Origin of the sequence: Noviherbaspirillum phoenicis (genome assembly GCF_047237965.1) — a bacterium.
Taxonomy (GTDB): Bacteria; Pseudomonadota; Gammaproteobacteria; order Burkholderiales; family Burkholderiaceae_D; genus Noviherbaspirillum_A.
In genome coordinates this window covers 1,628,716-1,654,138 of the sequence record NZ_JBDFLX010000001.1, presented here as the reverse complement: position 1 = coordinate 1,654,138, position 25,423 = coordinate 1,628,716, and the positions used below count along the sequence as shown (strand labels likewise).

Annotated in this window: 26 protein-coding genes and 1 tRNA gene; 14 read left to right on the top strand and 13 right to left on the bottom strand. The window is 65.0% G+C overall.

Features of this window, described 5'->3' with window-relative positions; translation table 11 throughout:
- Nucleotide 1 precedes the first annotated feature (1 nt).
- From flgL to ABC383_RS07470, 3 genes are all read left to right on the top strand, one after another.
- Entirely contained in the window at nt 2-1,222 is a 1,221-nt protein-coding gene (gene flgL / locus ABC383_RS07480; RefSeq protein WP_413012783.1) for a flagellar hook-associated protein FlgL, read from the top strand.
- Between the two features lie 72 nt (nt 1,223-1,294).
- Complete coding sequence (locus tag ABC383_RS07475; RefSeq protein ID WP_413012781.1) at nt 1,295-1,489, top strand: hypothetical protein; 195 nt, start codon at nt 1,295-1,297, stop codon at nt 1,487-1,489.
- A 280-nt stretch (nt 1,490-1,769) separates the two neighbouring features.
- Nucleotides 1,770-2,522: a hypothetical protein gene (locus ABC383_RS07470; protein WP_413012779.1), complete on the top strand. Its 753-nt coding sequence runs from the start codon at nt 1,770-1,772 to the stop codon at nt 2,520-2,522.
- A 112-nt stretch (nt 2,523-2,634) separates the two neighbouring features.
- Here the strand turns inward: ABC383_RS07470 and fliR are convergent, their stop codons facing one another.
- The 8 genes from fliR to ABC383_RS07430 all read right to left on the bottom strand — a co-directional run bounded on the left by fliR (nt 2,635) and on the right by ABC383_RS07430 (nt 7,500).
- Entirely contained in the window at nt 2,635-3,423 is a 789-nt protein-coding gene (gene fliR / locus ABC383_RS07465) for a flagellar biosynthetic protein FliR (RefSeq protein WP_413012777.1), read from the bottom strand.
- Nucleotides 3,424-3,441: 18 nt separating this feature from the next.
- Nucleotides 3,442-3,711, bottom strand: coding sequence for a flagellar biosynthesis protein FliQ (gene fliQ, locus ABC383_RS07460; protein ID WP_194715209.1), 270 nt, complete (start codon nt 3,709-3,711; stop codon nt 3,442-3,444).
- Nucleotides 3,712-3,742: 31 nt separating this feature from the next.
- Nucleotides 3,743-4,486, bottom strand: coding sequence for a flagellar type III secretion system pore protein FliP (fliP, locus tag ABC383_RS07455; protein WP_413012775.1), 744 nt, complete (start codon nt 4,484-4,486; stop codon nt 3,743-3,745).
- Nucleotides 4,476-5,018 (bottom strand): flagellar biosynthetic protein FliO, encoded by a 543-nt coding sequence (fliO, locus tag ABC383_RS07450; protein ID WP_413012773.1) that lies wholly within the window; start codon nt 5,016-5,018, stop codon nt 4,476-4,478. The genes fliP and fliO overlap by 11 nt, the downstream gene beginning before the upstream one ends.
- Nucleotides 5,015-5,431 carry a flagellar motor switch protein FliN gene (fliN, locus tag ABC383_RS07445; RefSeq protein WP_413012772.1) on the bottom strand — a complete coding sequence of 139 codons (417 nt, stop codon included), beginning with the start codon at nt 5,429-5,431 and terminating at the stop codon, nt 5,015-5,017. Before fliN ends, fliO begins: the two co-directional genes overlap by 4 nt.
- Complete coding sequence (gene fliM, locus ABC383_RS07440) at nt 5,421-6,422, bottom strand: flagellar motor switch protein FliM (RefSeq protein WP_413012770.1); 1,002 nt, start codon at nt 6,420-6,422, stop codon at nt 5,421-5,423. The genes fliN and fliM overlap by 11 nt, the downstream gene beginning before the upstream one ends.
- A 7-nt stretch (nt 6,423-6,429) precedes the next feature.
- A complete protein-coding gene (fliL, locus tag ABC383_RS07435) occupies nt 6,430-6,936 on the bottom strand; it encodes a flagellar basal body-associated protein FliL (protein WP_413012768.1) in 507 nt (168 codons plus the stop codon).
- A 474-nt stretch (nt 6,937-7,410) separates the two neighbouring features.
- A tRNA-Ser gene (locus ABC383_RS07430) sits at nt 7,411-7,500 on the bottom strand.
- Nucleotides 7,501-7,657: 157 nt separating this feature from the next.
- Between ABC383_RS07430 and ABC383_RS07425 the strand changes: the two genes are divergently transcribed.
- Nucleotides 7,658-8,032 carry a hypothetical protein gene (locus ABC383_RS07425; RefSeq protein ID WP_413012766.1) on the top strand — a complete coding sequence of 125 codons (375 nt, stop codon included), beginning with the start codon at nt 7,658-7,660 and terminating at the stop codon, nt 8,030-8,032.
- 51 nt (nt 8,033-8,083) lie between these two features.
- On the opposite strand, the gene ABC383_RS07420 is transcribed toward ABC383_RS07425, so the two are convergent.
- Nucleotides 8,084-8,251: a hypothetical protein gene (locus tag ABC383_RS07420; protein WP_413012765.1), complete on the bottom strand. Its 168-nt coding sequence runs from the start codon at nt 8,249-8,251 to the stop codon at nt 8,084-8,086.
- Between the two features lie 185 nt (nt 8,252-8,436).
- Here ABC383_RS07420 and ABC383_RS07415 point away from each other — a divergent pair, with 185 nt between their 5' ends.
- Nucleotides 8,437-8,841, top strand: a complete 405-nt coding sequence (locus tag ABC383_RS07415; RefSeq protein WP_413012763.1) for a DoxX family protein — start codon at nt 8,437-8,439, stop codon at nt 8,839-8,841.
- A gap of 52 nt (nt 8,842-8,893) precedes the next feature.
- Here the strand turns inward: ABC383_RS07415 and ABC383_RS07410 are convergent, their stop codons facing one another.
- Nucleotides 8,894-9,088: a hypothetical protein gene (locus ABC383_RS07410; RefSeq protein ID WP_413012761.1), complete on the bottom strand. Its 195-nt coding sequence runs from the start codon at nt 9,086-9,088 to the stop codon at nt 8,894-8,896.
- A 313-nt stretch (nt 9,089-9,401) separates the two neighbouring features.
- Here ABC383_RS07410 and ABC383_RS07405 point away from each other — a divergent pair, with 313 nt between their 5' ends.
- From ABC383_RS07405 to ABC383_RS07375, 7 genes are all read left to right on the top strand, one after another.
- Entirely contained in the window at nt 9,402-10,418 is a 1,017-nt protein-coding gene (locus ABC383_RS07405; protein WP_413012759.1) for an adenosine deaminase, read from the top strand.
- Between the two features lie 114 nt (nt 10,419-10,532).
- A complete protein-coding gene (locus ABC383_RS07400) occupies nt 10,533-11,117 on the top strand; it encodes a DUF4126 domain-containing protein (RefSeq protein WP_413012757.1) in 585 nt (194 codons plus the stop codon).
- Complete coding sequence (locus ABC383_RS07395) at nt 11,117-13,612, top strand: ABC transporter permease (RefSeq protein WP_413012755.1); 2,496 nt, start codon at nt 11,117-11,119, stop codon at nt 13,610-13,612. The genes ABC383_RS07400 and ABC383_RS07395 overlap by 1 nt, the downstream gene beginning before the upstream one ends.
- Nucleotides 13,613-13,643: 31 nt before the next feature.
- Nucleotides 13,644-14,051 carry a group II truncated hemoglobin gene (locus tag ABC383_RS07390; RefSeq protein WP_413012753.1) on the top strand — a complete coding sequence of 136 codons (408 nt, stop codon included), beginning with the start codon at nt 13,644-13,646 and terminating at the stop codon, nt 14,049-14,051.
- A gap of 4 nt (nt 14,052-14,055) precedes the next feature.
- Nucleotides 14,056-15,525, top strand: coding sequence for a DNA recombination protein RmuC (locus ABC383_RS07385; RefSeq protein WP_413012751.1), 1,470 nt, complete (start codon nt 14,056-14,058; stop codon nt 15,523-15,525).
- Between the two features lie 1,149 nt (nt 15,526-16,674).
- Entirely contained in the window at nt 16,675-17,628 is a 954-nt protein-coding gene (locus tag ABC383_RS07380) for a hypothetical protein (RefSeq protein WP_413012749.1), read from the top strand.
- A 110-nt stretch (nt 17,629-17,738) separates the two neighbouring features.
- Nucleotides 17,739-19,772, top strand: a complete 2,034-nt coding sequence (locus ABC383_RS07375) for an acyl CoA:acetate/3-ketoacid CoA transferase (RefSeq protein ID WP_413012747.1) — start codon at nt 17,739-17,741, stop codon at nt 19,770-19,772.
- Between the two features lie 5 nt (nt 19,773-19,777).
- On the opposite strand, the gene ABC383_RS07370 is transcribed toward ABC383_RS07375, so the two are convergent.
- A complete protein-coding gene (locus ABC383_RS07370; RefSeq protein WP_413012745.1) occupies nt 19,778-20,761 on the bottom strand; it encodes a LysR family transcriptional regulator in 984 nt (327 codons plus the stop codon).
- Nucleotides 20,762-20,915: 154 nt separating this feature from the next.
- Here ABC383_RS07370 and ABC383_RS07365 point away from each other — a divergent pair, with 154 nt between their 5' ends.
- Nucleotides 20,916-22,124 (top strand): fumarylacetoacetate hydrolase family protein, encoded by a 1,209-nt coding sequence (locus tag ABC383_RS07365; protein ID WP_413012743.1) that lies wholly within the window; start codon nt 20,916-20,918, stop codon nt 22,122-22,124.
- 157 nt (nt 22,125-22,281) lie between these two features.
- The gene (locus tag ABC383_RS07360; protein WP_413016262.1) at nt 22,282-23,853 is read left to right on the top strand and encodes a UxaA family hydrolase; all 1,572 of its coding nucleotides are present in this window, start codon (nt 22,282-22,284) and stop codon (nt 23,851-23,853) included.
- Between the two features lie 299 nt (nt 23,854-24,152).
- Here ABC383_RS07360 and ABC383_RS07355 read toward each other — a convergent pair whose 3' ends face one another.
- The gene (locus ABC383_RS07355; RefSeq protein WP_413012741.1) at nt 24,153-24,593 is read right to left on the bottom strand and encodes a universal stress protein; all 441 of its coding nucleotides are present in this window, start codon (nt 24,591-24,593) and stop codon (nt 24,153-24,155) included.
- Nucleotides 24,594-24,608: 15 nt separating this feature from the next.
- Nucleotides 24,609-25,301: a TerC family protein gene (locus ABC383_RS07350; protein WP_413012740.1), complete on the bottom strand. Its 693-nt coding sequence runs from the start codon at nt 25,299-25,301 to the stop codon at nt 24,609-24,611.
- Nucleotides 25,302-25,423: the final 122 nt, after the last annotated feature.

Sequence of the window (25,423 nt, the reverse complement as noted above, 5' to 3'; positions counted from 1 at the left end):
CATGCGCATCAGCACAAACAGCCTGTATGAATCGAACGTCAGCCGCATCGGCGACACCCAGTCATCGCTGGCCAAGGTCCAGCAGCAAATCGCCAGCGGCAAGCGGCTGCTGTCGCCGGCCGACGATCCGCTGGGCGCGGCCAAGGCGCTCGACCTGACGCAGAGCCAGGCGATGAATACGCAGTACACCGAGAACCGCAACAGCGCCCGCAGCGCGCTGTCGATGCAGGAGGGCACGCTGCAGAGCGTCACCAGCCTGCTGCAGGATGTGCGCTCGCAAGTCGTTGCGGCGGGCAGCGGCACGCTGGACGACACCTCGCGCAAGTTCATCGCCGGCGAACTGCGCAGCCGGCTGTCGGAACTGACCAGCCTCGCCAACAGCCGCGACGGCGTCGGCAACTACCTGTTCGGCGGCTTCAAGGACAATGCCGCGCCGTTCAGCAGCAACGGCAGCACCGTCAGCTATGCCGGCGACAATGGCCAGAAGATGCTGCAGGTCGGCACCTCGCGCCAGATGCCGGCCGGCGACAGCGGCGATGCCATTTTCATGAACGTGCCGGCCAGCGCGGTTTTTTCCAGCACCAGCACCAGCAGCGGCACCGGCAGCGCGGCGCTGTCGAACATCACCATCAAGGATGCAAGCCAGGCCGTGCCGGGCCACCAGTATGAAGTCCTGTTCGGCGCCGATGCCGGCGGGGCACCGACTTATACGGTGTACGACACCACCAGGGACCCGAACAAGTCCACGCCGCTGGCCACCGGCCCCTACGCCAGCCCGCAGACGATAGCCGCCGCCGGGCTCGAAATGACAGTGTCGGGCACGCCCGCCGCCAACGATACGCTGAGCATCAAGCCGGCGCGCACGCAAAGCATGTTCAAGACGCTGGACAAGCTGATTGCCACGCTCGAGGCGCCGGTCACCACCGACACCGAGCGCAGTCAATTCACCTACGACCTCGGCGTGGCCGGCCAGAACATCGACAATGCCTTGAACAACGTGCTGTCGGTGCGCGCCTCGGTTGGCTCGCGGCTGCAGGAACTCGACACCCTGGACGACGCCGGCAGCGCGCGCGACCTGCAGTATGCGGAGCAACTGTCGGACATCCAGGATGTGGACTATGTAAAGGCAGTCACCGAGTTGACCCAGAAGCAGATGCAGCTGCAGGCTGCGCAGCAGAGTTTTGCGAAGGTGTCGGGGCTGTCGCTGTTTAATTTCCTGTAATTGACGCTGGCAAGTCCAGGGCACGCGTGCAAACCGGGCGCTACATACAAGCACCTTTTCAAAGGACTTGTGATGAAAACCTACCGCGCCGATTCAGGAATCGATCACAGGCTGTCGACCTATGGCGAGCGCTCCATGCCGCAGTATTCGGCCGGGAAAGCCGCCGTAAGGCCTTCCGGCAGGGGCGTGCTGAAGCGCCTCGCCGCCGCCACGAGCCGTGCCGAACGCGGCATCTCCAGGGCCTGCAGAAGCACGTCGAAAACCTGATGGCAAGGTGCCAGCATTTGTCTCCTGGCGGGGACATCGAACCCGGATAAATCGATCGTCCCTGCATTGCCTTGTTTCAAATCTCCTGACAGACATGCCCGCCTCCTCGCTGCCTGCGCAAGTCAGCCGAGGAAGGCGCGCTATCGCATTTCCACCCAGATAACTGTTTCGTCATTGCGCAGGCGAGGACTGGCCTGCGCAGGCTTCCCGGGCGCTTGAAAACTGGACGAAACCTTTCTGCTCCCAGAGGATACATACCGGGCCTCAACGGGAGAACACCATGAAAAGCGCCGAACTGTTTACCCATTTCCGCTTGATGGCACCAAGGCTTTCCCTTTCGCCTGAGGCGAAGGTGCATGAAGACATCGAATTAAGGACACTTGGCGCGCCCGCGCCTGTACAGCAGGCGCCGCGTTCGAGCAGGGTTGACAACCGCATTGCAAGGATTCCGGCATTGCTGAAGCGCGAATGCAAGCAACTGCACGCCGCTTTTGCGGCCAGCGCCCGTGAAGTCGGCAAATGGTTCGATGCTTTCAGGTGCAAGGCGGAGCGCTCGTTGGCAGCGTCGAAACGCCGCAAGGCTTCCATGGAAACGTTGAAAGCACCTTGTTCCCAAGCCGCTGTGCGGCGCAAGGCCGCGCTTGCGCCGGCAAGGGCAATGCGCGCCAACGCGGCGCCGACCACCGGCAAATCACGCCCTGCCCACGCGCAAGCCGGCATGATACGCGCCCACGGCAGCACCCAGCCGTCGGACCATCAGCTCCCGACCTTGCGTGAAATCATGCGCCATGCTCAGTGGAATTTGAGGCCTGCGAAAGCGTTCGCCACGCGTATCAACCAACTCCACAACACCGGCACACTGGTAGCGCAACTTCACGAGTTGAATCTAGCCCAGCTCACATTGCTGTGGTCGCATCTCGGCGGCAACGGTCGGGCAGCGCTTGTGCCGGGGGCGATAGATATGCTGGTACGAACACGCAACGCGTTGCTATGCATCGGCTTCAAGGAAGATGCCAGGGCGTTTCGGCTTTGATCGGCCCAGGAAGCGCGCCGGTTGCCAGACTGGGCAGTGAAGGCGCCAGCCAAGTCGAGTCCGAAGAATGCCTTGCAACGGGCCTACGACAGGCAAGCCGGCCAGGCCGGCGTCAGATCCGCGGCAGCCCGGCCGTGACCTGCCGCATCATCGCAAAGCCATCCGCAAACAGTCGTTCCAGCGGAACCGCAAGATAGGGCAGCGTCAGCGCCAGCATCAGGAAGCCAACCGTCAGGGTCACCGGAAAGCCGACGCCGAACAGGTTCAACTGCGGCGCGGCGCGGGTCAGGATGCCCAATGCGATGTTGGTGATCAAAAGGCCTGCCACCACCGGTAATGCAAGTTGCACGCCGGCGCTGAAGATGCGGCCGCCCCAGCCGGCCAGCTGCCGGAACACGTCGCCGCCCATCGGCATCGCGGTGACGGGCATGGTGGTGAAACTGTCGACCAGCGTCGACAGCACAACCAGGTGCAGGTTGGCGGCGAGATACACCATCAGCGTGATCAGCGACAGGTACTGGCTGATCGCCGACGAACGGCCTGCCGACTGCGGGTCGAAGAAGGTGGCGAAGCCCAGGCCCATGGTCATGCCGCACAGCTCGCCGGCCAGTTCCACCGCGGTGAACACGATGCGCATCGCAAAGCCCATCGCAATGCCGATGATGAACTGCTGCGCCAGCACCAGCACGCCGGTCAGGGACATCGGGTCCATCTGCGGCAGCGCGCCGACGGTGGGCGCGACAATCGCCGACAGCAGCAGGCCCAGGGCCACCTTGATGCGGGCCGGTATGCTGCGGTTGCCAAACAGCGGCGCAATCGCAAGCAGCCCCATGATGCGGGTGAACGGCCACAGGAAGCTGGCAATCAGCGCATTGATGTCCAGGCTGTTGATGGTGATCATGCGACCAGGCTGCCTTGCTCAGCCCACCATGCCGGGTATGCCGGTCAGCATCTGGCGCATGTAGTCCAGCATCACCGACAGCATCCACGGGCCGGCCACCACCAGCGCCACGAAAATGCCGATCAGCTTGGGAATGAAGGACAGCGTGGCTTCATTGATCTGGGTGGCGGCCTGGAAGATGCTGACCACCAGGCCGATGATCAGCGCTACCAGCAGCATCGGCGCGGCCACCATCAGGGTGACCTCCATCGCATGGCGGCCCAGGGACATTACGCTTTCGGGAGTCATTGAGTGTTTCCTTGTTGCCTGGCTTGCGCCATCAGTAAAAGCTCTGCGCCAGCGAGCCGATCAGCAGCTGCCAGCCGTCCACCAGCACGAACAGCATCAGCTTGAAGGGCAGCGACACGATGGCCGGCGACACCATCATCATGCCCATCGACATCAGCACGCTGGCCACCACCATGTCGATGATCAGGAAGGGGATGAAGATGGCGAAGCTGATCTGGAATGCGGTCTTGAGTTCGCTGGTGATGAAGGCCGGCACCAGGATGCGCAGCGGCACGTCCTCCGGTCCCTGCAGCTGCGCATTGCCCGACAGCTTCACGTACAGCGCCAGGTCGGACTGCCGGGTCTGCTTCATCATGAATTCCTTCAGCGGGCCGGCGCCAGTGTCGAGCGCCTGCTGCATCGTGATCTTGTTTTCCGACAGCGGCAGATAGGCGTTTGCATAAATCTTGTCCAGCACCGGCCCCATCACGAACAGCGACAGAAACAGCGCCAGGCCCACCATCACCTGGTTGGGCGGCGCTGTCTGGGTGCCCAGCGCCTGCCGCAACAGCGACAGCACGATGATGATGCGGGTGAAGCTGGTCATCATCAGTAGCGCGGCCGGGATGAAGGTCAGCCCGGTCAGCAACAGCATGGTCTGCAGGCTGAGGGTATAGTTCTGGCCGCCGTTGGCGGTCGGGGTGGAGGTCAGCGCCGGCAGGCCCTGCGCGATGGCGCACAGCGGCAACAGCGCCGCGCCGATGACCAGGCCGCGCGCGGCCCACTTAATTTGCATTGCGTTTCTCTATTGTCTGCTTCAGCCATGCGCTGAAATTGGGCGCGCCGGGCAGTGCCGCGGCGCCTTGCTGCTGTTCCTGGCGCGGCATGTCGGCCAGCTTGCTGACCTGGCCCGGCGCCACGCCGATCACGATCCACTGGTCGGCCACTTCCACCACCATCACCCGTTCGCGGTTGCCCACCGATACGCCGCCGACGATCTTCACCACCGAGCCGCCAGCCAGTCGGCCGCCGCCAACCCGCTTCAACACCCACAGCGCGCCGGCCAGCAGGCCCAGCACCACGATCAGGCCGAAGATCACCTGCAGCAGGCTGCCGGCAGAGGAGGGCGCGCTGGTCACGGTGGCGGGCGCAGGCGCTGGTGCAGCGGCGGCCGGGGCGGCGGTAGCCGGGGACCCGACGGCCGGGGAGGCGGCCGGTACCGGCGCCGGCTGGGCAGCCACGGTCGCCGCCGGCGTTGCCGCTTCTTCGGCCACGGCGGCTCCGGCGGCCAGCGTCAGCGCCAGGATCAGCGCGCGGATCAGCGTCATTTGTTGAGCTTGCGGATGCGTTCCGACGGGGTGATGATGTCGGTCAGGCGGATGCCGAACTTGTCATTGACCACCACCACTTCGCCTTGCGCAATCAGGCAGCCGTTGACCAGCACGTCCATCGGCTCGCCGGCCAGGCCGTCCAGTTCCACTACCGAGCCCTGCGCCAGTTGCAGCAGGTTCTTGATGGCGATCTTGGTGCGTCCCAGTTCCACCGTGAGCTGGACCGGGATATCGAGGATGAAGTCGATGTCGTTGTGGGTATTGCGCGTGCCGGCGCCGGAAAACTCCTGGAAGATCGTGGAGCTGGCAGCCTGGGCGCGCAATGCGTTTTCCTCGGCCTGCGCCTGTTCGGCAATGGCGGCGCCCCAGTCGTCTTCGGCAATGATCTGGGTGTTGGGGTCATTGGACATTGTCATCTCCTGGTATCGCTTCATGCGAACTGTTGATCATGCGCTCGACGCGCAATGCGTACTGGCCGTTGATTTTGCCATACGAGCATTCCATCACCGGCACGCCGTCGACCTTGGCTTCCACGGTCGGCGTGAGGTTGAAGGGAATCACGTCGCCGGCCTTCATGTTGAGGATGGCGCCCAGCGTGGTGCGGGCCTGGCCGAGGTCCACCACGAGCTCGACTTCCGCGCCCTGGATCTGCTGCGTCATCAGGCGGATCCAGCGCTTGTCCACTTCCAGCGTCTCGCCCTGCAGGCTGCTGGTGAGCAGGTCGCGGATCGGCTCGATCATGGAATAGGGCATGCAGAAGTGCATCTCGCCGCTGACCGGGCCCAGTTCCACGGTGAAGGTGGTGGCCACCACCACTTCATTGGGCGTGGCGATATTGGTGAACTGGGTGTTCATCTCCGAGCGGATGTACTCGAACTCGATCGGGTACACCGGCTCCCACGACTTGGCATAGGACTCGAAGACGATGTTCAGGATGCGCTGGATGATGCGCTGCTCGGTCTGGGTAAAGTCCCGGCCTTCCACCCTGGTATGAAACCGGCCGTCGCCGCCAAACAGGTTGTCCACCATCAGGAACACCAGGTTGGGGTCGAGCACCATCAGCGCGGTGCCGCGCAGCGGTTTCATGTGGACCAGGTTCAGGTTGGTCGGCACCACCAGGTTGCGGATGAACTCGCTGTACTTCGACACCCGCACCGGGCCGATCGACACCTCGGCGCTGCGATGCAGGAAGTTGAACAGACCGATCCGCAACAGCCGCGCAAAGCGCTCGTTGATGATTTCCAGCGTCGGCATGCGGCCGCGCACGATCCGTTCCTGGGTAGCCAGGTTGTAGGGCCGGACGCTGGAGGTGTCGACCTGGGTGGTGCTTTCGTCGATGTCTCCGCTGACGCCCTTCAGGAGGGCGTCGACTTCATCCTGCGACAGAAAATTTTCGGCCATGGCTGGGTTACTGGATCACGAAGGCGGTGAAGAACACGTCCGACACATTCAGCGGCTGCGCGCCGGGCGAGAAGGGTTGCTTCAACTGGGCGATGATTTCCTCGGCCAGCTTCTTCTTGCCTTCGACGGTCGAGATCTCCGCGCCGCGCTTGGACGACAGCAGCAGCAGCACCCGGCTGCGCACCTGCGGCAGATAGAGCTTGATCGCATCGACGTCGGCCTGGCTGCCGACCTGCAGCGTGAACGCGGTCTGCAGGAACTGCTCGCCGCCGTCAGCCTGCAGGTTCACGGTAAACGGGTCCATCTGGGCAAACACCGGTGGCGCCGCCGGCGCGGCCTTGGCATGCGCCGGCTCGGCGTGCGCCTCGTTCTTGTGACCGAGGAAGTACCAGGCGCCCCCGCCGCCGGCGCCGAGCAGCAGGACCGCTGCGCCGATGATGATGAACAGCTTGGATTTGGACTTGGCGCCGCCTTCCGCCTGGGCGGGCTTGGCGGCGGCTTTGGATGTGGCCATCTGCGTTCCTTGACTATGCAATTCGGGTTGCTGCAATTATCGGGAAGATCGGGGTAAGGGAATGCCGAGATTAAGGGGAGGATAGGTGCGCATATCGTGGCTTGGCCGGGGGTGGTTGTGAATTTATCAATGCATATGGCGGGCTGATGACGGCCGCTGTCATTGGTGAAGCGGCTAGATGTCGGTCCGGGAGCGAAGCTGAGCAGAGCGTCGAGGCACAGTGGCTCATCGACCGGATGGGAGCGGCAGGCATGGGATGCGTCTGGAATCCAAAGCGCTATTCTGCCATGTAATGCATTGAGGAAATTTTTTAGCTGGGAGGCTTAGGCCATACTTCTGCCTGCAGTATGCCGCCTTCGAGCGGTGACCGCAGAACCTTCACCCGGACTCCTTCAAATCACAGGGCATTCGTCGCAGGACAGCCTGATGAGAATTAATGCGCGTCTGACTGAAAGGGGAAGGAGAGAAGGGCTTTGGCGGAAGCGGTGAGATTCGAACTCACGAACGGGTTACCCCGTCGCCAGTTTTCAAGACTGGTGCCTTCAACCACTCGGCCACGCTTCCGTTGGGAAGCCGGCATTATGCCACAGCGTCACTGTGCCGCAATAAAATTGATGGCGGCGTGCAATGGCCCTCAAGCCGAGGTCGCCCGTGGTTCCTGTTGCTGGAACTAATTGCTATTTTTGCTACCCAATCCTACCTAACATCAGGAGAGGTCATCATGAAAATGCGGAAAATCACATTGATGGTATTGCCCATGCTGTTTGCGACCGGGGCCGCGCTGGCGCAGGCGCCGGAGAGCACCATCAGGGAAAGCACCGATCCGGCCAAGGTCGCGGAGGTTGAGCGGCGCGCCGAGGCGCTGCGCAGCGGGCAGGCTTCGTCCACGACGCCGGCCATGCAGCCCCGCATGCGCGGCGACATGCCGGGCGATATGCGCGGCGATATGCGTGGCGATATGCGTGGCGATATGCGTGGCGAACATGGCCGCATGCACGGCGGCAAGGGCCACCATCACGGTGGCCCGGCGCATCACCGCGGTATGCATGGCGACCATCCGCGTGCCGCGCCTGGCGCCGGCGGCCCGGCACGCTAAACCAGGAATGCGCGGCCGGCAAGCCGTCCGGCCGCGCTTCCGGTCATCCTGCTAGCCTGCCGATGCAGGCTGGTCTTTCTGCTTGTCCGACTGGCGGCGTGTTTCTTCCACCTTGTCGCCCACCTGCTTGATCATTTCATCGGTCTCCCGTTCTCCAGGGCCTTTCTCGCCGCTCCCTACATCGGCTTCTGCCGGCATGTGCTTAATCGGTGTCTGCATTGCGCTCTCCAAATGTTGATGATTCGTACACGAGTTAAGATACGCACGCTGCCATATAGTTCGATGCAATGCAGGGCGCGGTGGGACGCGGTGGCCGGCGCGCCACTGCAGGCTCCAGTTGTGCTCCGTTTCAATACCCCGAAACCCTTGACGGCCGGTCCAGGCCTCTTTACGGAAGGATGACGATGCAAACCAATGACGACCTCGGCAAGCTGGTGCTGCGCGCCACGCTGGCCATCCTGATCCTGTTCCATGGCGTTTCCAAGCTCATCACCGGGGTCGACCCGATCATGGGCATGCTGGCCAAGGCCGGGCTGCCATCCGGGCTGGCCTTTCTGGTGTATGTGGGCGAAGTGATTGCGCCGCTGATGATCCTGTTCGGCATCTGGGCGCGGCTGGGGGCCGTGATTGTCGCCATCAACATGATCGTGGCGGTGGCGCTGGCGCATGGCGCGCAGTTCTTCACGATGGGCAAGACGGGCGGCTGGGCGCTCGAACTGCAGGGTTTCTACTTCTTTAGCGCGCTGGCAGTGGCGCTGCTGGGCGCCGGCCGCTACAGCATGGGCGGCATTTCAGGGCGGTGGAACTGAGCCGGCGGCATGGTTTGTTGAATTTGCCTGCCGCCGGCCCGGCGGCAGGCGTTCAGGGCGCGGCGTATGCGGGCGTACCGATCAGCATGCCGACGTTGGCCCGCACTTCGTTCATCTGTTCCGCCTTGGCCAGCCTGACCAGTGCCAGCAGGGACTGGCGGTAAAGATACTGTTCGCGCGCGGTGTGCATGCCCGCGGCTTCGATGAGGGTGCTGATTGCCTGGTCCGTGTCCCGCGAGGTATGCATGTCAGAGTCCGTGAACTGGGTGAGCTGGATAAGGAGAGTGTTGGTGAGCCGCTGTTAGCCAAGATCGCTGCCAGAGGTCACAGCGGGAATCTTAAGTAGATCCTCCGGGAAATGCTTGACCGAAATCAACCACACGGACCGGCTGTTGCGCGCTTTCCGCGTTTCGATGCGTGTACGCATAAGGGTGTTTTCGAACTGCTAACGAATCTGTTTTCAGGTTGTCAATGAAGCGCTGCGCGGCGGTTGCGCGGGCTGTTTTGCAGAGTTGCCGGCACAGCGCTTACCATGTCGCTTGTTAACCGATGGAGATCACATGACTGAAGCATTGACTGACCTGGTACGGGGCATGCCCAAGGCCGAACTGCACATGCATATCGAAGGCTCGCTGGAACCCGAACTCATCTTTGAACTGGCCGAGCGCAATGGCGTTACGCTGCCCTATGCCTCGGTGGACGACCTGCGGCGCGCCTATGCCTTCACCGACCTGCAGTCCTTTCTCGACATCTATTACGCCGGCGCCAGCGTGCTGCAGACCGAGCGTGACTTTTATGACATGACCTGGGCCTATCTGGAACGGGCGCATGCCGACAATGTGCTGCACACCGAAATCTTCTTCGATCCGCAGACCCATACCGAGCGCGGCATCGGCTTCCCGGTGGTCATCAGCGGCATACATCGCGCGCTGACGGACGCAAGAAAGCAGTGGGGCATGACCGCCTCGCTGATCCTGTGCTTCCTGCGCCATCTGTCGGAAGAGGCCGCCTTCGCCACGCTGGAAGAGGCGCTGCCGCATCGCGACAAGTTCATCGGCGTCGGGCTGGATTCTTCCGAGCGCGGCAATCCGCCGGAGAAGTTCGCCCGCATTTTCGCGCGCTGCCGCGAACTGGGCCTGCGGCTGGTGGCACATGCCGGCGAGGAAGGGCCGCCGGAATACATCTACACCGCGCTGGACGTGCTGCATGTCGAGCGCATCGACCATGGCGTGCGCTGCCTGGAAGACCCGGCGCTGACGGCGCGCCTGGCGCGCGAGCAGATTGCGCTGACGGTCTGCCCGCTGTCCAACGTCAAACTGCGGGTGTTCGACAAGATCCACGACCACAACATCCTGGAGCTGCTCGACGCCGGCATCGCGGCCACCGTCAATTCCGACGACCCGGCCTATTTCGGCGGCTATGTGAATGACAACTACGTCGCGCTGTTCGAGTCGCTGCCGCTGACCCGCGATCATGCCTGGCGGCTGGCGCGCAACAGCTTTGCCGCGGCCTTCCTGGATGACGACACCAAGGCGGCCTACTTGCGCGCGGTCGACGACTGGTTCGCCACCGCTTGAGATAGCGCAGCATGTCCGCATCTGGGCTTGACCAAACCGCAACCCCTTCGCCGCCGGCCGTCGCGCCGCGGTGGAATCGGGTAGGCTGTTTCCATCGTCTGAAGGAGAGCGACCATGGTTGAGACCCTGTCCGCCACCGCGCTGGCCGGCGGCCTGTCGTGGGCCAGCGGACTGCGACTGTACATGACCCTGTTCATGGCCGGCGCCATGGCGCGCGCCGGCTGGCTGGAACTGCCTTCGGCGCTGCAGGTGCTCGAATCGCCCTGGGTGCTGGGCGTGACCGGCGTGCTGCTGGCGGTGGAATTCCTGGCCGACAAGATACCCGGCGTGGATTCTGCCTGGGACGCCATCCAGACCTTCATCCGGATACCCGCCGGCGCGATCCTGAGCGTGGCGGCGCTGGGCCAGATGGACCCGGCCTGGACCACCATCGCGGCGCTGCTGGGCGGCACGCTGGCCGCCAGCGCGCATTTCACCAAGGCCGGCAGCCGCGCGCTGATCAATACCTCGCCGGAGCCGTTCAGCAACTGGGCCGCCTCGTTTTCCGAGGAAGCGGTGGTGGCCACCGGCCTGTGGGCCGCCTTCTTCCATCCGTGGCTCTGGTTCGTGCTGCTGGCGCTCTTCCTGGTGCTGACCATCTGGCTCCTGCCCAAACTCTGGCGCGGCATGCGCTGGCTCTTCCGAAAGTTCAGCACCTGATGTTCCTCCAAGCCCTTCGCATGACCCGGCGCGACTGGCGCGCCGGCGAGCTTCGCTTCCTCCTGATTGCCCTGGTGGTCGCCGTGGCGGCGCTGTCCTCGGTGGGCTTTTTCGTCGACCGCATGCGCAGCGCGCTGGCGCGCGATGCCAACCAGCTGCTGGGCGCCGACCTGCTGGTCCGGGCCGACCAGCCAATCGAGCCCGAGTGGCTTGCCGAGGCCGGCAAGCACGGGCTGCGCATGGCGCAGACCACGGTGTTTCCCAGCATGGCCAGCAGCGGCAGCGGCGACGCGGCCTTCACCCAACTGGCCTCGGTCAAGGCGGTCACGCCCGGCTATCCGCTGCGCGGCAGCGTCAAGCTAAAGGAAGGCAATGCCGACCGGCCGACGCGAGAGACGCCGGCGCCGGGCACGGTCTGGGTAGACGAGAACCTGCTGCTGGCGCACAAGGTCCAGGTGGGCAGCCAACTGCGCCTGGGCGAGCGCAGCTTCCGGATCGCGCAGCTGATCTCGGTCGAGCCCGACCGTGGCGCGGCCTTCATGAATTTTGCGCCGCGCGTGATGCTGGCCCAGTCCGATCTCGCTTCCACCGGCCTGATCCAGTATGGCTCGCGGGTGACCTACCGCCTGCTGCTGGCCGGCGAGCCGCTCCAGGTCAAGGCATTCCAGAAGTGGGTCGAGCAGCGTATTGCCAGCGCCGGCGTCAAGGGCGTGCATATCGAATCGCTGGAGTCGGGCCGGCCGGAAATGCGCGCCACGCTGGACCGGGCCGAACAGTTCCTGGCGCTGGTGGGGCTGCTCTCGGCCATGCTGGCCGCGGTGGCGATCGCGATGGCGGCGCGCCGCTTCATGCTGCGCCACCTGGATGCCTGCGCCATGCTGCGCTGCCTCGGTCTGACGCAGGGGCAGGTGACGCAGATGTACCTGATCGAATTCCTGCTGGTCGGGCTGGCGGGCAGCGCGCTGGGCGTTCTGGTGGGCTTTGGCGCGCATTTCGCGCTGCTGGCCTGGCTAGGCAGCCTGGTGGCCGCCGACCTGCCGGCGCCGGGCCTGCTGCCGGCCGTGCAGGGCCTGGCGACCGGCATGCTGCTGCTGCTCGGCTTTGCGCTCGCGCCCGTGCTGCAACTGCGCAACGTGCCGCACAACCGGGTGATCCGGCGTGAGCAGGCGCCGCCGCAGCCGATGACGCTGGCCACCTACGGCCTGGGCCTGGCGAGCTTCGTGGCGCTCCTGCTGTGGCAGTCGGGCGACCTGAAGCTGGGCGCGCTGACGGCCGGCGGCTTCCTCGGCGGCTTCGCGCTGTTTGCGCTGGTCGGTTGGCTGGCCCTGAAGTCGCTGCGGCTGCTGCGCACTGCCTTCGACCATCCCGGCTGGCGTTTCGCGGTGACGGCGCTGCAGCGGCGTCCCGGCGCCACGGTGGTGCAGGTGGTGGCGCTGTCGCTCGGGCTGATGGCGCTGCTGCTGCTGACCGTCGTGCGCGGCGACCTGGTGCAGGCCTGGCAGCAGGCGACGCCGGCGGACGCGCCCAACCAGTTCGCGCTGAACATCCTGCCTGAACAGCGCGAGCCGCTGGCCAGGATGCTGTCTGCCAACGGCGTCGAGCAGCCGCTGCTGTATCCGATGATTCGCGGCCGGCTGGTGCAGATCAACGACACGCCGGTGACGGGCGAGACCTTCATCGAAGACCGCGCCAAGCGCCTGGTCGACCGGGAATTCAATCTGTCCACCATGACCGAGATGCCGCCGCAGAACCAGGTGGCAGCCGGCAAGTGGCTGGACGACCGCAAGCCGGAGGCATCGGTGGAGCAGGGCCTGGCCAAGACCCTGAACCTGAAGCTGGGCGACCGGCTGCGCTTCGACATTGGCGGCCAGGTGGTGGAAGCGCCGGTCACCAGCCTGCGCAAGCTGGAATGGGGTTCGATGCGGGTCAATTTCTTCGTGATCCTGAATCCTTCCCTGATGAGCGGCATGCCGCAGACCTATATCACCGCCTTCCGGCTGCCGCCGGAAAAGGCCGGTCTGGTCAACCAGATCGTGCGCGACTTTCCCAACCTGACCGTGGTCGATATCGGCAGCGTGGTGCGCCAGATCCAGGGCGTGATCGACCAGGTGGTGCGGGCGGTGGAATTCCTGTTCCTGTTCACGCTGGCCTCGGGCGTGCTGGTGCTGTATGCGGCGCTGGTCGGCTCCCAGGACGAGCGCATCCGCGAAGCCGGGCTGCTGCGTGCGCTGGGCGCCACCCGGCGCCAGCTGTCGAGCGCGCAGTGGATCGAATTCGCGCTGGTCGGCGGCCTGGCCGGCCTGCTGGCCGCCACCGGCGCGGCGGCCACCGGCTGGGTGCTGGCCGAGCAGGTGTTCAAGTTTGAATGGCGCGTAAGCATCATGGTCTGGCTGGCCGGCATCGCCGTCGGCGCCGCCTGCGCCTTCATCGGCGGCTGGGTGGGGCTGCGCGACGTGCTGCGCCATCCGCCGATGCGCACGCTGCGCGAGGCCTGACGGCGGCAGCCGTGCGTTATCATTGGCGCCCATGACGACCCCTGAAGACCAAGACAATTCCCCGACCCTGTTCGAGATCATCGGCGGCGAAGCCCGCCTGCGCGAACTGGTCGACCGTTTCTATGACCTGATGGACCTGGAGCCCAGGTTCGCCGACCTGCGCGCGATGCATCCGCCCTCGCTGGATGGCTCGCGCGACAAGCTGTTCTGGTTCCTGTGCGGCTGGAGCGGCGGCCCGAACCACTTCATCGAGCGTTTCGGCCACCCGCGCCTGCGTGCACGCCATCTGCCGTTCTCGATTGCCTCCAAGGAGCGTGACGACTGGCTGCGCTGCATGGCGCAGGCCATGCACGAGCTCGACATGCCGCAGGCGCTGCAGGAACGGCTGATGACTTCCTTCTTCCAGACCGCCGACTGGATGCGCAACCGCCACGGCTGAACCCATGTCCAATACTGAATTTTTCGTACTGCTCGGCCTCGGGCTGGTGATGATCGCCCTGCAGGCCGTGCTGCTGACGCGGCGCGGCGGCCAGTCCGGCACTGACGCCGCCACCGATGAACTGTTCGACGCGCTGGAAAAGACCAGCGAGCGCACCGAGCGCGAACTGCGCAGCCAGGTGCAGACCAGCGCCCAGGGCACGCGCCAGGAATTGTCCGGCCTGCTGGCCGAGTTCCAGCGCACCATCGGCGCCCAGGTGACCGGCATGGCTTCGCTGCAGACCGGCCAGATCGATGCCTTCGCCCAGCAGCTGGCCAAGCTGACCGAGGCCAATGCGCAGCAGCTCGAGGCGATGCGCAATGCGATCTCGCTGCAGGCCAAGGCCGGCCGCGAGGAACAGGCCGGCGCATTGAAGCGCTTCGGCGACACCCTGAACCAGACCCTGGCCACGCTGACCGAGTCGAATGCGCAGCGCATGGCCGAGATCCGCGGCACGCTGGAAGCCAAGATCCGCGACCTGCAGAGCGACAACGGCGCCCGGCTCGAAGAGATGCGCCGCACCGTCGATGAAAAGCTGCATGCGACGCTGGAGCACCGGCTGGGCGAGTCGTTCAAGCTGGTGTCGGACCGGCTCGACAAGGTGCACCAGGGCCTGGGCGAGATGCAGCAGCTGGCCATTGGCGTGGGCGACCTGAAGCGGGTGCTGACCAATGTGAAGACGCGCGGCACCTGGGGCGAGGTGCAGCTGGGCATGCTGCTGGAGCAGATGCTGACAGCCGACCAGTATGCTAAGAACGTCGAGACCGTGCCCGGCAGCGGCGAGCGGGTCGAGTTCGCGATCCGGCTGCCGGGCGCCAGCGACGGCGGGGCGCCGGTCTGGATGCCGATCGACGCCAAGTTCCCGAAGGAGCAGTACGAGCGCATGGTCGACGCCGCCGACCGCGCCGACGCCGATGCGGTGGCGCTGGCGGTGCGCGACCTGGAGCGGGTGCTGCGCGGCGAAGCCCGCACCATCTGCGAGAAATACATCTCGCCGCCGCTGACCACCGACTTCGGCATCCTGTTCCTGCCCACCGAAGGCCTGTATGCCGAAGTGATGCGCCGGCCCGGCCTGGCCGATGAGATCCAGCGCACCTGCCGCATCACCATCGCCGGTCCGTCCACGCTGTGCGCGCTGCTCAACAGTCTGCAGATGGGTTTCCGCTCGCTGGCGCTGGAGAAGCGCTCGTCCGAGGTGTGGCAGGTGCTGGGTGCGGTCAAGACCGAGTTCGGCAAGTTCGGCGACGTGCTGGCCACCACCAAGCTGACGCTGGAACGGGCGGCGCGCAACATCGAGCAGGCCGAAGTGCGCAGCCGGCAGATGTCGCGCAAGCTGAAGTCGGTGGAAGCGCTGCCGGGCGATGCGGCGCAGGCGCTGCTGGGCGCGGCGGCGCTGGAGTTCGGGGAAGAGAAGGAAGGCACGAACGACCTTTGAGGCCAGGGCCGTTGCGCGATTGCTCGGAAAGCTGGTGTTGGCGAAGCTGTCGGTGGCGACTGTTTCGCCTTTGTGGATCAGCCACACCGCCTCGGCAGCCGGAACACTGTTGTTGCGGTAGGCGCGGCGCGCGATGGCGTGCTGGTGCTGGCTGGTTGCCGGAGCGGCAGGTATGGCTGTCGTACAAGGCTTGAACGGGTGAAGGGAGAAGTGCATGACGCTGGGGACAATCATCTTCGGTTAAACACCGAGTTCGATGCCGCGCGTCGTGCCAGTGAGGCAGAGTGGCAGGTTGGATGGCTCTGGTCCCCGATTGGCGGCAGGCCTGCAAGAGCGGTAAATAATGATCCCGTTTTGCAGCCTGTGACAGTCACATCGTTGATCTGCACCAAGGTTTGTTAATTGGTTTCGGCCTTTTCCGGTAAGCGAAAAGGTTAGACGAAACAAGGTTGTATATCCCGTTACCCAGACCGCCCGCACCTGTAGGGATCGCCAGGTTCCCAGACGAAGGCGCAACCCGCGGCAATTGCCTTTTCTTTCCCGCCACTTCCTGCTTGAAGATGGACATCATTTCCTCCCTACCTTTGCATACGGAAAATAATTGCCGTATATCGACCGAGTCTGCCAGCCAGGCACAAGGCAGCCCCTTGCTGCGCTCTCGGCCAGGCGCGCCTGTACCAGCAATTTCCCTGACGGCGCTTGCGCCAGAGCGAGCATCCAGTGCGCCCTGCACGCCGGCCAAGCGTTCATATGATGCTGCGCTCGGTAATCCCTCGCCACATGGCGGCTCGCCTGAGATGGCCAGCGCGGCGTACCGGGTGCGGGGCGGGCAACCTTTGCCTAAGCGGATACATACCGACGATGACATGCCGACCGCCATAAACGCTCCACGAAGCGAAAGGGAGGCGCCTGTTCCCTGCACATTTTCCACCTTGCCCGTACCGTGCCCAGGCTTGCTGCAGGCACCCCAGGCACCCCAGGCACCCCAGGCATCATCGGGCGCCAAGGTCGCGGTTGCCGGTTTATCCATGCTGGATATGGCCGAACGCGGCCTTAGTGCGAACGACCAGGTGGCAAACATGCATATCCGGCTATTTCTGAATTCCACACTCAAGTTGGGGTGCGACGTTCCTCAATTTCGTGGAGTGCTTGAAGATACTGACCACGCATGCGACGCTTCGCAAGCCGTCACCGGGATTCTGGTCCTCAAGCAGGATTTTTTGCGAAGGCCTATCCCGCATCGCGGCAGCATGTAAAACCATAGATGGGTCGGGGCGAGTCCAAGCCGACCGCGCCACGATGCGCCGCCAGATGAAAAATGCATTGTTTGGAGAGGGCACGTCCATCCAATTCATCGACCTGGCCACCTCCGTATGGAAAAGCAACAGGAAAGCGCGTTTGGCCGACCCCATATTGGCGACTTCCTACGGTTCCCTCAAAGAATTAGGGGTTTTCAGGGAGCTTAAAACGATCAATCGTGCAGGTGTTGCGGAGAGCAGCTTGTCATACCAGGAGCGCCTTGATGCCATGCGCAGGACATCGGCCGCCGAGACTGAGGCAAATCGAATCGGCAGCCCTCCCATGCAGCATGCATTGAAAGCAAGCCCGGCCATGGAGCCAACACCGCAGCCCCTGCCCGATTTCAATACGCCGTCTTGCCGGCCATATGATCAGGAGGTAGGTGAACATGTGGAACAAGCCCTTGCCGCCCCTGGAGCGGTAGCACCCGCAGCGGCTGGCATGGCTGCCGCCATTCCCGCGACGACCGTGTCCCAATTGTTGCCCACCAGTGCGACCCCCTTCATCTTCTTTCCCGCGCCGGAGCAAGTCGCGCCGGCTACTACGCGGCCGGTATATCTCATCGACAGCGTTTCCGTCCAGCGTGTACCGGAAGCAAGCCCTGCCATCGGTTGGTCATCATGGGCCTTGCTGGGCCTGGACAGGCCTTCCTGCGACAACCCTCCCGCGCTGGAGCAAGCCATTCCAGACACCAGGTGGCCGGTACATCAAATGAATAGTGTTGCCTCCTCGCTTCTTGCACCGGAAGCTGCCGCAGACATGTGGTGGGCAGAACAGTCTTTGCTTGACCTGGATTTCCTGTAGTGCCAGCCAACTTGGCAGTATTGTTTCAGCGATGGACGGCAGCAACGACTCCCATGCCGAGTCCAGCGAGGTTTATTGCATAATCTGCAAAACCCCACGGAGACTCCGCCATGTCACAGCTTCCCACCCAGGCAGCCAGCCTGGACCAGCATGCCGCCAGCGCGCGCCGCTCCCACCGCAACAAGATCGTCTCGGCCGCCGAAGCGGTGCGGCTGATCCACGATGGCGACACCGTGGCCACCGGCGGCTTCGTTGGCATCGGCTTCCCGGAAAACATCGCGGTGGCGCTGGAGCAGCGCTTCCTGGGCGTGGTGCCGGGTCAGGAAGGCGCCGGGCAGCCGCGCGACCTGACGCTGATCTACGCGGCCGGGCAGGGCGATGGCCGCGAACGCGGCCTGAACCATCTGGGCCATGAAGGTCTGGTCAGGCGGGTCATCGGCGGCCACTGGGGCCTGGTGCCCCGGCTGCAGAAGCTGGCGATGGAAAACCGGGTGGAAGCCTACAACCTGCCGCAGGGCATCATCAGCCATCTGTTCCGCGACATTGCTGCCGGCAAGCCGGGCGTGATCAGCGCAGTGGGCCTGGGCACCTTCGTCGACCCGCGCCACGGCGGCGGCAAGGTCAATGCCGCCACCACCGAAGACCTGGTCGAACTGATGACCATAGGCGGCCGCGAATACCTGTTCTACAAGGCCATGCCCATCAACGTCGGCATCATCCGCGGCACCACCGCCGACGCCAACGGCAACATCACGATGGAACGCGAGGCGCTGACGCTGGAAGCGCTGGCCATTGCGATGGCGGCGCACAATTCCGGCGGCATCGTGATCGCGCAGGTCGAGCGCATCGCCGAAAGCGGCAGCCTCAATCCGCGCCAGGTCAGGGTGCCGGGCGTGCTGGTCGACTGCGTGGTGCTGGCGGAAAAGCCGGAATACCACATGCAGACCTTCGCCGAGCCCTACAGCGCGGCCTTTGCCGGCGAACTGCGGGTGCCGGTGTCGAGCCTGCCGCCCATGGCCTTCAACGAGCGCAAGATCATTGCCCGGCGCGCGGTGATGGAGTTGAAGCCCAACAGCGTGGTCAACCTGGGCATAGGGATGCCGGAGGGCGTGGCCAGCGTGGCGGCGGAAGAAAAGATACTCGACCTGGTGACCCTGACCGCCGAGCCGGGCGTGATCGGCGGCATCCCGGCCGGCGGCCTGAACTTCGGCGCCGCCACCAATCCCGACGCCATCATCGACCAGCCTTCCCAGTTCGACTTCTATGACGGCGGCGGCCTGGATGTCGCTTTCCTCGGCCTGGCGCAGGCCGACCGCCAAGGCAACCTCAACGTCAGCAAGTTCGGCCCGCGCTTGGCCGGGGCCGGCGGCTTCATCAACATCAGCCAGAACGCGAAAAAGGTGGTGTTCGTGGGCACCTTCACCGCCGGCGACCTGCAGGTGGAGATCGGCAACGGCGCGCTGCGGGTGGTGCGGGAGGGCACGGCCTGCAAGTTCGTCGAGGAAGTGGAGCACCGCACCTTCAGCGGCGCGCATGCGGGCGAACGCGGCCAGCCGGTGCTCTACATCACCGAGCGCTGCGTGTTCCAGCTGACGGCGGACGGCCTGGAAGTGATCGAGATCGCGCCCGGCATCGACCTGGAGCGCGACGTGATCGGGCAGATGCGCTTTCGACCCGCGGTCAGCGCCAATCTCAAGACCATGGATGCGCGCATCTTCCGGCCGGCCGCCATGGGCCTGCGCGACGACATCCTGTTCCTGCCGCTGCCGCAGCGGCTGCGCTTCGACGCCCAGCGCAACATCTTCTTCATCAATTTCGAGGGCGTGGAGATCCGCACCATGGCCGACATCGACGAAATCCGCATCAGCGTCGCGCAATGCCTGGCGCCGCTGAAACGCAAGGTGCCCGCCATCGTCAACTACGACAACTTCGCCATCGCGCCGGAGCTGATGGACGACTACATCGCCATGGTGCGCGACCTGACCGAGCGCTTCTACAGCCGGGTCACCCGCTACACCACCAGCACCTTCATGCGCAGCTACTTCGGCCAGGCGCTGCGCGCCCATGATGCCGATCCGGCGCTGTATGCCACGCCGGAGGAGGCGCTGTCGCAGCTGATGGGGCCGGCGGGCCCGGCTGGCTGAGCGGCTTAACCGTTTTGGTCCGGCGCATCCGCGTCCCCGGGCAGCTGCTTGGCCACCTTGCGCAGCACATCGATGAACTCGCGCGCCGGTTGCGACAGCGTGTCGTTCTTGCGCGTCACGATGCCATAGCTGGCCATGCTGCGCGCCACCGGAACCGGGATGCGGCACAGCATGCCTTTGGCGATATATTTTTCCACCGCGACCCGCGGCTGCAGCGACAGCATGTCGGTAGCCTGCAGCAGTTCCAGCGTGGAGAAAATCGACGGTGTTTCCACCATGCCGGGCGGCGCCTGCATGCGGAGGTCGGCAAAGCATTCCTCGAACAGCTGGCGTATCGCCGTGGCCTGCGGATAAAGAATCCAGGGCCAGTCGGCCAGTTCGGCCAGCGACAGTTGCGGGCGCGCCAGCAACGGATGCGCCGGCCCGGAGACGATCCACACCGCTTCCCCGGACAGGGGTTCGAAGTCGAACAGCGCACGGTCCCGGGCTTCCATCAACCGGCCCAGCATGATGTCGATCTTTTTCTCTTCCAGCCAGACCGCGAGCTGGTCGCTGCTCTGCTCGACGATGCGGATCATCAGCATCGGCCGCTTCTCCCGCACTTCGCGGATGCAGGTGACCAGCAGTTGCGCGGCGGACGCGGAGGTGGCGCCCACGGTCAGGTGGCCATGGCCGCCGTCGCGCAGCGCGCCGAAGTCGCCGACGAAGCGGTTCAGGTCGCTCAGCGCGGCGCTGGCATAGCGCAATGCCACCGTGCCGAGATCAGTGGGCCGCATTTCGCGCGGCAGCCGCTGAAACAGCGCTGCGCCCAGCATGGCTTCGATATCGCCGAGGATCTTGGTCGCGGCCGGCTGTGTCATGTGCATCTGCTCGGCCGTCATGCGCAGGTTGCGGGTACGGCCCAGGATGTCGAGAAGCTGCAGTTGCCGGAAGCGCAGCCGGGCGCAGACGGTGGAGAGCGCCAGCGCGCCGGTGTCTTCCTTGCTCATGGGTGGACCGATAACGAAATGGAATCGATTCTACTAAATCTTTGATTGGATGTTTATCGCGCCGCCTTTTACATTAATGGGCCATAAGACGCGTAACAAGGCGCCGCGAACGAGCGACCGGCAGGACGGCGCAGCCCATTGAGAAGGAGACAGCATGACCCCTGCATTTTCAGACTATCTTTCCGCCACCCTGCCCAGGGATGGGCTGGCCGGCACCCTGGTCGGCCGCGCCTGGCTGCCCGCAGCTCATGGCCTGCCGGCCGGCCCGGCGGTCGTTGTGCTGCGCGCCGACGGCCTGCATGACATCTCCGACCTCGCCGCCACCATCAGCGATCTGGTGGAACTGGACGATCCGGCCGCCGCGGTGCGCGCCGCCGCCGGCCGCCATGTCGGCGCGTTTCAGGCCATCCTCGACAATACCGCCGCCGCCACGCGCAACCCGGCGCTGCCGCACCTGCTGGCGCCCTGCGACCTGCAGGTGATCAAGGCCGCCGGCGTCACCTTCGCCACCAGCCTGCTGGAGCGGGTGATCGAGGAACAGGCCAAGGGCGACCCGCAGGGCGCGGCCGAGGTGCGGCGCGAGGTGCAGGCGCTGGTGGGCGACAGCCTGGCCGAGATCCGCCCCGGCTCGGCCGAGGCCGCCGGACTCAAGGCGCTGCTGGTGGACAAGGGCATGTGGTCGCAATACCTGGAAGTCGGCATCGGGCCGGACGCCGAGATCTTCACCAAGGCGCCGCTGCTGTCGGCGGTGGGCACCGGCGTCGAAATCGGCCTGCATCCGGAGTCGGCATGGAACAACCCCGAGCCCGAAGTGGTGCTGTCGGTCGACAGCCGCGGACGGGTACTGGGCGCGATGCTGGGTAATGACGTCAACCTGCGCGACTTCGAGGGCCGCAGCGCGCTCCTGCTCAGCAAGGCCAAGGACAACAACGCTTCCTGCGCGCTCGGTCCCTTCCTGCGCCTGTTCGACGACACCTTCGGCATCGACGACGTGCGTCGCGCCAAGCTCGACCTGCGGGTCGACGGCCCCGAAGGCTTCGTGCTGCGCGGCAGCAGTTCCATGGACCAGATCACCCGCGACCCGCTGGACCTGGTGGCGCAGGCCATCGGCGCCACCCACCAGTATCCGGACGGCCTGGTGCTGTTCCTCGGCACCCTGTTCGCGCCGATCGAAGACCGCGATGCGCCCGGCGGCGGCTTCACCCACAAGCTGGGCGACATGGTGACCATTTCCAGCGACAAGCTGGGCACCCTGGTCAACCGCGTCAACCGCAGCGACCATGTCGCGCCGTGGGACTTCGGCGTGCGCTCGCTGATGCGCCATCTCGCCGCGCGCGGCCTGCTCGGCGGCGGCACGCGCTAGCAAGCAGTTACCTTCATTGCGCAAGAACATGAAAGCGGCGCCGGCATGCCGCCTTCGCGCTCGGCGCCAAGGCTGCGCCGGCCGTACGCTAGCGCCGGCGTAGCCAGGCCACAACCGTATTCATCCCGCATTCAATTCAGGAAACGCCACCGTGAGCCTGCACATAACCACACCGGACCACACCGGCCGCAGCAACGCCGCAACGACCGAACCCGTGATCCGCCTTCATCCGCAGGACGATGTCGTCATCGCCCGCCAGCAGCTGGTATCGGGCATGCGCGTCGCCAGCGAGCAGCTGATCGTGCGCGGCCTGATCCCGGCCGGGCACAAGCTGGCGGTGCGCCGCATCGAGGAGGGCGCGCCGGTGCGGCGCTATGGCCAGATCATCGGCTTTGCCTCCAAGGCGATCGAGCCGGGCGAGCACGTCCATGTGCACAACTTGGCCATGGGCGGCTTCAGCCGGGCGCACGAGGTCGGCGTCGATGCCAGGGACATGGCGCCGGCCGCGCAGCCGGCCTCCTTCATGGGCATCGTGCGGCCGGACGGGCGCGTGGCCACCCGCAACTACATCGGCATCCTGACCTCGGTAAACTGCTCGGCCACCGCGGCGCGCGCCATTGCAGACCACTTCCGGCGCGACATCCGTCCGGAAGCGCTGGCCGGCTTTCCGCATGTCGACGGCGTGGTCGCGCTGACCCATGGCCTTGGCTGCGCGGTCGATGCCGGCGGCGAAGGCCTGGCGCTGCTGCGCCGCACGCTGGGCGGCTATGCGCGCCATCCCAACTTCGCCGCGGTGCTGATCGTCGGCTTGGGCTGCGAGACCAACCAGATCGATGGCCTGCTGGCGTCGCAGGAACTGCAGGGCGGCGCCCGGCTGCGCACGCTGGTGATCCAGGAAAGCGGCGGCACCGCGCGCACGGTGGCCGCCGGCATCGAGCAAGTGAAGGCCTTGCTGCCCGAGGCCAACCAGGCGACGCGCCAGCCGGTGCCGGCCAGCCATCTGATGGTGGGTCTGCAGTGCGGCGGCTCGGACGGCTATTCCGGCATCACCGCCAATCCGGCACTGGGCCGCGCGGTGGACCTGCTGGTGCAGCATGGCGGCACCGCGATCCTGTCGGAGACGCCGGAGATCTATGGCGCCGAGCATTTGCTCACGCGCAGGGCGGCGCAGCCGGCGGTGGCTGAAAAGCTGATGGCGCGCATACGCTGGTGGGAGGCGCACTGCGCGCGCACCGGCGCCGACCTGAACAACAATCCCTCGGCTGGCAACAAGGCCGGCGGCCTCACCACCATCCTGGAAAAGTCGCTGGGCGCGGTGGCCAAGGGCGGCACCAGTAATCTGGTCAACGTTGTCGAATATGCGCAGCCGGTGACGGCCCACGGCCTGGTCTTCATGGATACGCCGGGCTACGACCCGGTGTCGGCCACCGGCCAGGTGGCGGGCGGCGCCAACCTGATCTGCTTCACCACCGGACGCGGTTCGGCCTATGGCTGCGCGCCGGCGCCTTCGCTGAAGCTGTCGACCAATACCGCCCTGTGGCAGCGGCAGCAGGACGACATCGACCTCAACTGCGGCGGCATCATCGATGGCGCCGAAAGCGTGGACACCGTCGGGCAGCGACTGTTTGCGCTGATGCTGGAAGTCGCTTCCGGCACGGCGACCAAGAGCGAACTGCATGGCTACGGGCAGAATGAATTCGTGCCCTGGCAACTTGGCACGATCACCTGAACGCTCCGCGTCCATTTCACGCCGATCCACGCATCCGGCCGTAGGGTGCGATATTCCGAAGGAGCATTGCACCGATCAATCGCTGCAGGACCAATCCTCTTCGATGCAAGCCGCCCCCGGAAACAAGCCGCGCCCGTAGGCCATGGCGCAAGCACCACCAACTCCCCAAGCGAGCCAGTCCACCGCCCCTCAGGCAAAGAACCTGCAATCACCCCGCCGCTTGCCACCCGCCAAAAAACAATGCCCACCCTCTTGCAAGGGCGGGCATCGCATCACGACGGAAAAAAGAGCGGGGCGCTTCAGCAGCCGATCACCCGGCATTCGCTGGCCAGGCCCAGCAGGTGCTGGACCTGGCTGGCCAGGTTGCCGAACAGCTTGTTGGCCATGCCGGTCTGGGCTGCCTCGCCCATCAGGATGCGGTCGCAGCGGACTTCCCGGGCGAAGGAAGCAATGGTTTCGGCGCTGCGCCCGGTCTCCGTATGGCTGAGAAAGGGCACGTTCGCCGCGGCAAAGGCGGCGCGGGCCGGCGCCAGGTCTTCCCTGGCGGCCTGCGCATGCAGCGCCTGCATCTCGCCCGGCGCAAAGCAGTCCGCTACATGGCGCGACACCGGCAGCTGCACGCTCAGCAGATGGATCTGCACCCCGTCTTCCTTGCGGAAGATCGCGATGGCTTCCTCCACCGCATGCCGCATCTGCTCCGGGCTGGTATGCACGGTGACAGGAACGAGCACTTTTTTCATGGCGCGGCCTGCCGCTCAGCCAGCGTGTTCCACGCGGGCGCCGGCATTGCGGCTCTGCATCCACTTGCCTACCGCCACTACCAGCAGCGCGCACAGTACGGGCGGGATCAGGTGCAGGTTGTGGTGGCTTTCCGCCCAGGTATGGATGCTGGGGTCGGAGAAGGCCATCTCGCCGGCGACCCAGCCCAGCAGGGCGGCGCCGAAGGTGATGATGATGGGGAAGCGCGTCATGACCTTCAGGATCAGCGTGCTGCCATAGATGATCAGCGGAATGCTCACGGCCAGGCCGACCACCAGCAGCACGATGTTGCCCTTGGCGGCGGCAGCCACGCCGATCACGTTGTCCAGGCTCATCACCAGGTCGGCGACGATGATGGTCTTGATGGCGGCGGCCAGGTTGGAATGGCCTTCCAGGTCCTCGTCGCCGTCCTCGCCCTTGAGCAGGCCTATGCCGATCCACAGCAGCAGGGCCGCGCCGGCCAGCTTCAGGTAGGGCAGGGACAGCAGATACACCGCGAAGAAGGTCAGCACGATACGCAGCACGATGGCGCCGACGCTGCCGGCCAGAATGGCCATTTTCTGTTGTTGAGGAGGCAGGGACCGCGAGGCCAGCGCAATGACGACCGCATTGTCGCCGGAAAGTACGATGTTGATCAAAATGATCTGGGATAAGGCAAGCCAGAATTCTGGCGAGGTCAGCATGGTCACGCGGGTCTCCTTGGAATGGACAGGGGAACCGGAAGGTGATTTCCCCTGCCCGCAAGGATAGAGAAGGAGTCTTTCGCCTTCCTGTCTGCCGCCTTACGCCAGCCTTTCAGTTTCCTTACGCC

Bases quoted from the DNA above. Each gene is read 5' to 3' on its own strand.
- flgL (WP_413012783.1), top strand. From the start codon at position 2: ATGCGCATCAGCACAAACAGCCTGTATGAATCGAACGTCAGCCGCATC.
- ABC383_RS07475 (WP_413012781.1), top strand. From the start codon at position 1,295: ATGAAAACCTACCGCGCCGATTCAGGAATCGATCACAGGCTGTCGACC.
- ABC383_RS07470 (WP_413012779.1), top strand. From the start codon at position 1,770: ATGAAAAGCGCCGAACTGTTTACCCATTTCCGCTTGATGGCACCAAGG.
- fliR (WP_413012777.1), bottom strand. From the start codon at position 3,423: ATGATCACCATCAACAGCCTGGACATCAATGCGCTGATTGCCAGCTTC.
- fliQ (WP_194715209.1), bottom strand. From the start codon at position 3,711: ATGACTCCCGAAAGCGTAATGTCCCTGGGCCGCCATGCGATGGAGGTC.
- fliP (WP_413012775.1), bottom strand. From the start codon at position 4,486: ATGCAAATTAAGTGGGCCGCGCGCGGCCTGGTCATCGGCGCGGCGCTG.
- fliO (WP_413012773.1), bottom strand. From the start codon at position 5,018: ATGACGCTGATCCGCGCGCTGATCCTGGCGCTGACGCTGGCCGCCGGA.
- fliN (WP_413012772.1), bottom strand. From the start codon at position 5,431: ATGTCCAATGACCCCAACACCCAGATCATTGCCGAAGACGACTGGGGC.
- fliM (WP_413012770.1), bottom strand. From the start codon at position 6,422: ATGGCCGAAAATTTTCTGTCGCAGGATGAAGTCGACGCCCTCCTGAAG.
- fliL (WP_413012768.1), bottom strand. From the start codon at position 6,936: ATGGCCACATCCAAAGCCGCCGCCAAGCCCGCCCAGGCGGAAGGCGGC.
- ABC383_RS07425 (WP_413012766.1), top strand. From the start codon at position 7,658: ATGAAAATGCGGAAAATCACATTGATGGTATTGCCCATGCTGTTTGCG.
- ABC383_RS07420 (WP_413012765.1), bottom strand. From the start codon at position 8,251: ATGCAGACACCGATTAAGCACATGCCGGCAGAAGCCGATGTAGGGAGC.
- ABC383_RS07415 (WP_413012763.1), top strand. From the start codon at position 8,437: ATGCAAACCAATGACGACCTCGGCAAGCTGGTGCTGCGCGCCACGCTG.
- ABC383_RS07410 (WP_413012761.1), bottom strand. From the start codon at position 9,088: ATGCATACCTCGCGGGACACGGACCAGGCAATCAGCACCCTCATCGAA.
- ABC383_RS07405 (WP_413012759.1), top strand. From the start codon at position 9,402: ATGACTGAAGCATTGACTGACCTGGTACGGGGCATGCCCAAGGCCGAA.
- ABC383_RS07400 (WP_413012757.1), top strand. From the start codon at position 10,533: ATGGTTGAGACCCTGTCCGCCACCGCGCTGGCCGGCGGCCTGTCGTGG.
- ABC383_RS07395 (WP_413012755.1), top strand. From the start codon at position 11,117: ATGTTCCTCCAAGCCCTTCGCATGACCCGGCGCGACTGGCGCGCCGGC.
- ABC383_RS07390 (WP_413012753.1), top strand. From the start codon at position 13,644: ATGACGACCCCTGAAGACCAAGACAATTCCCCGACCCTGTTCGAGATC.
- ABC383_RS07385 (WP_413012751.1), top strand. From the start codon at position 14,056: ATGTCCAATACTGAATTTTTCGTACTGCTCGGCCTCGGGCTGGTGATG.
- ABC383_RS07375 (WP_413012747.1), top strand. From the start codon at position 17,739: ATGTCACAGCTTCCCACCCAGGCAGCCAGCCTGGACCAGCATGCCGCC.
- ABC383_RS07370 (WP_413012745.1), bottom strand. From the start codon at position 20,761: ATGAGCAAGGAAGACACCGGCGCGCTGGCGCTCTCCACCGTCTGCGCC.
- ABC383_RS07365 (WP_413012743.1), top strand. From the start codon at position 20,916: ATGACCCCTGCATTTTCAGACTATCTTTCCGCCACCCTGCCCAGGGAT.
- ABC383_RS07355 (WP_413012741.1), bottom strand. From the start codon at position 24,593: ATGAAAAAAGTGCTCGTTCCTGTCACCGTGCATACCAGCCCGGAGCAG.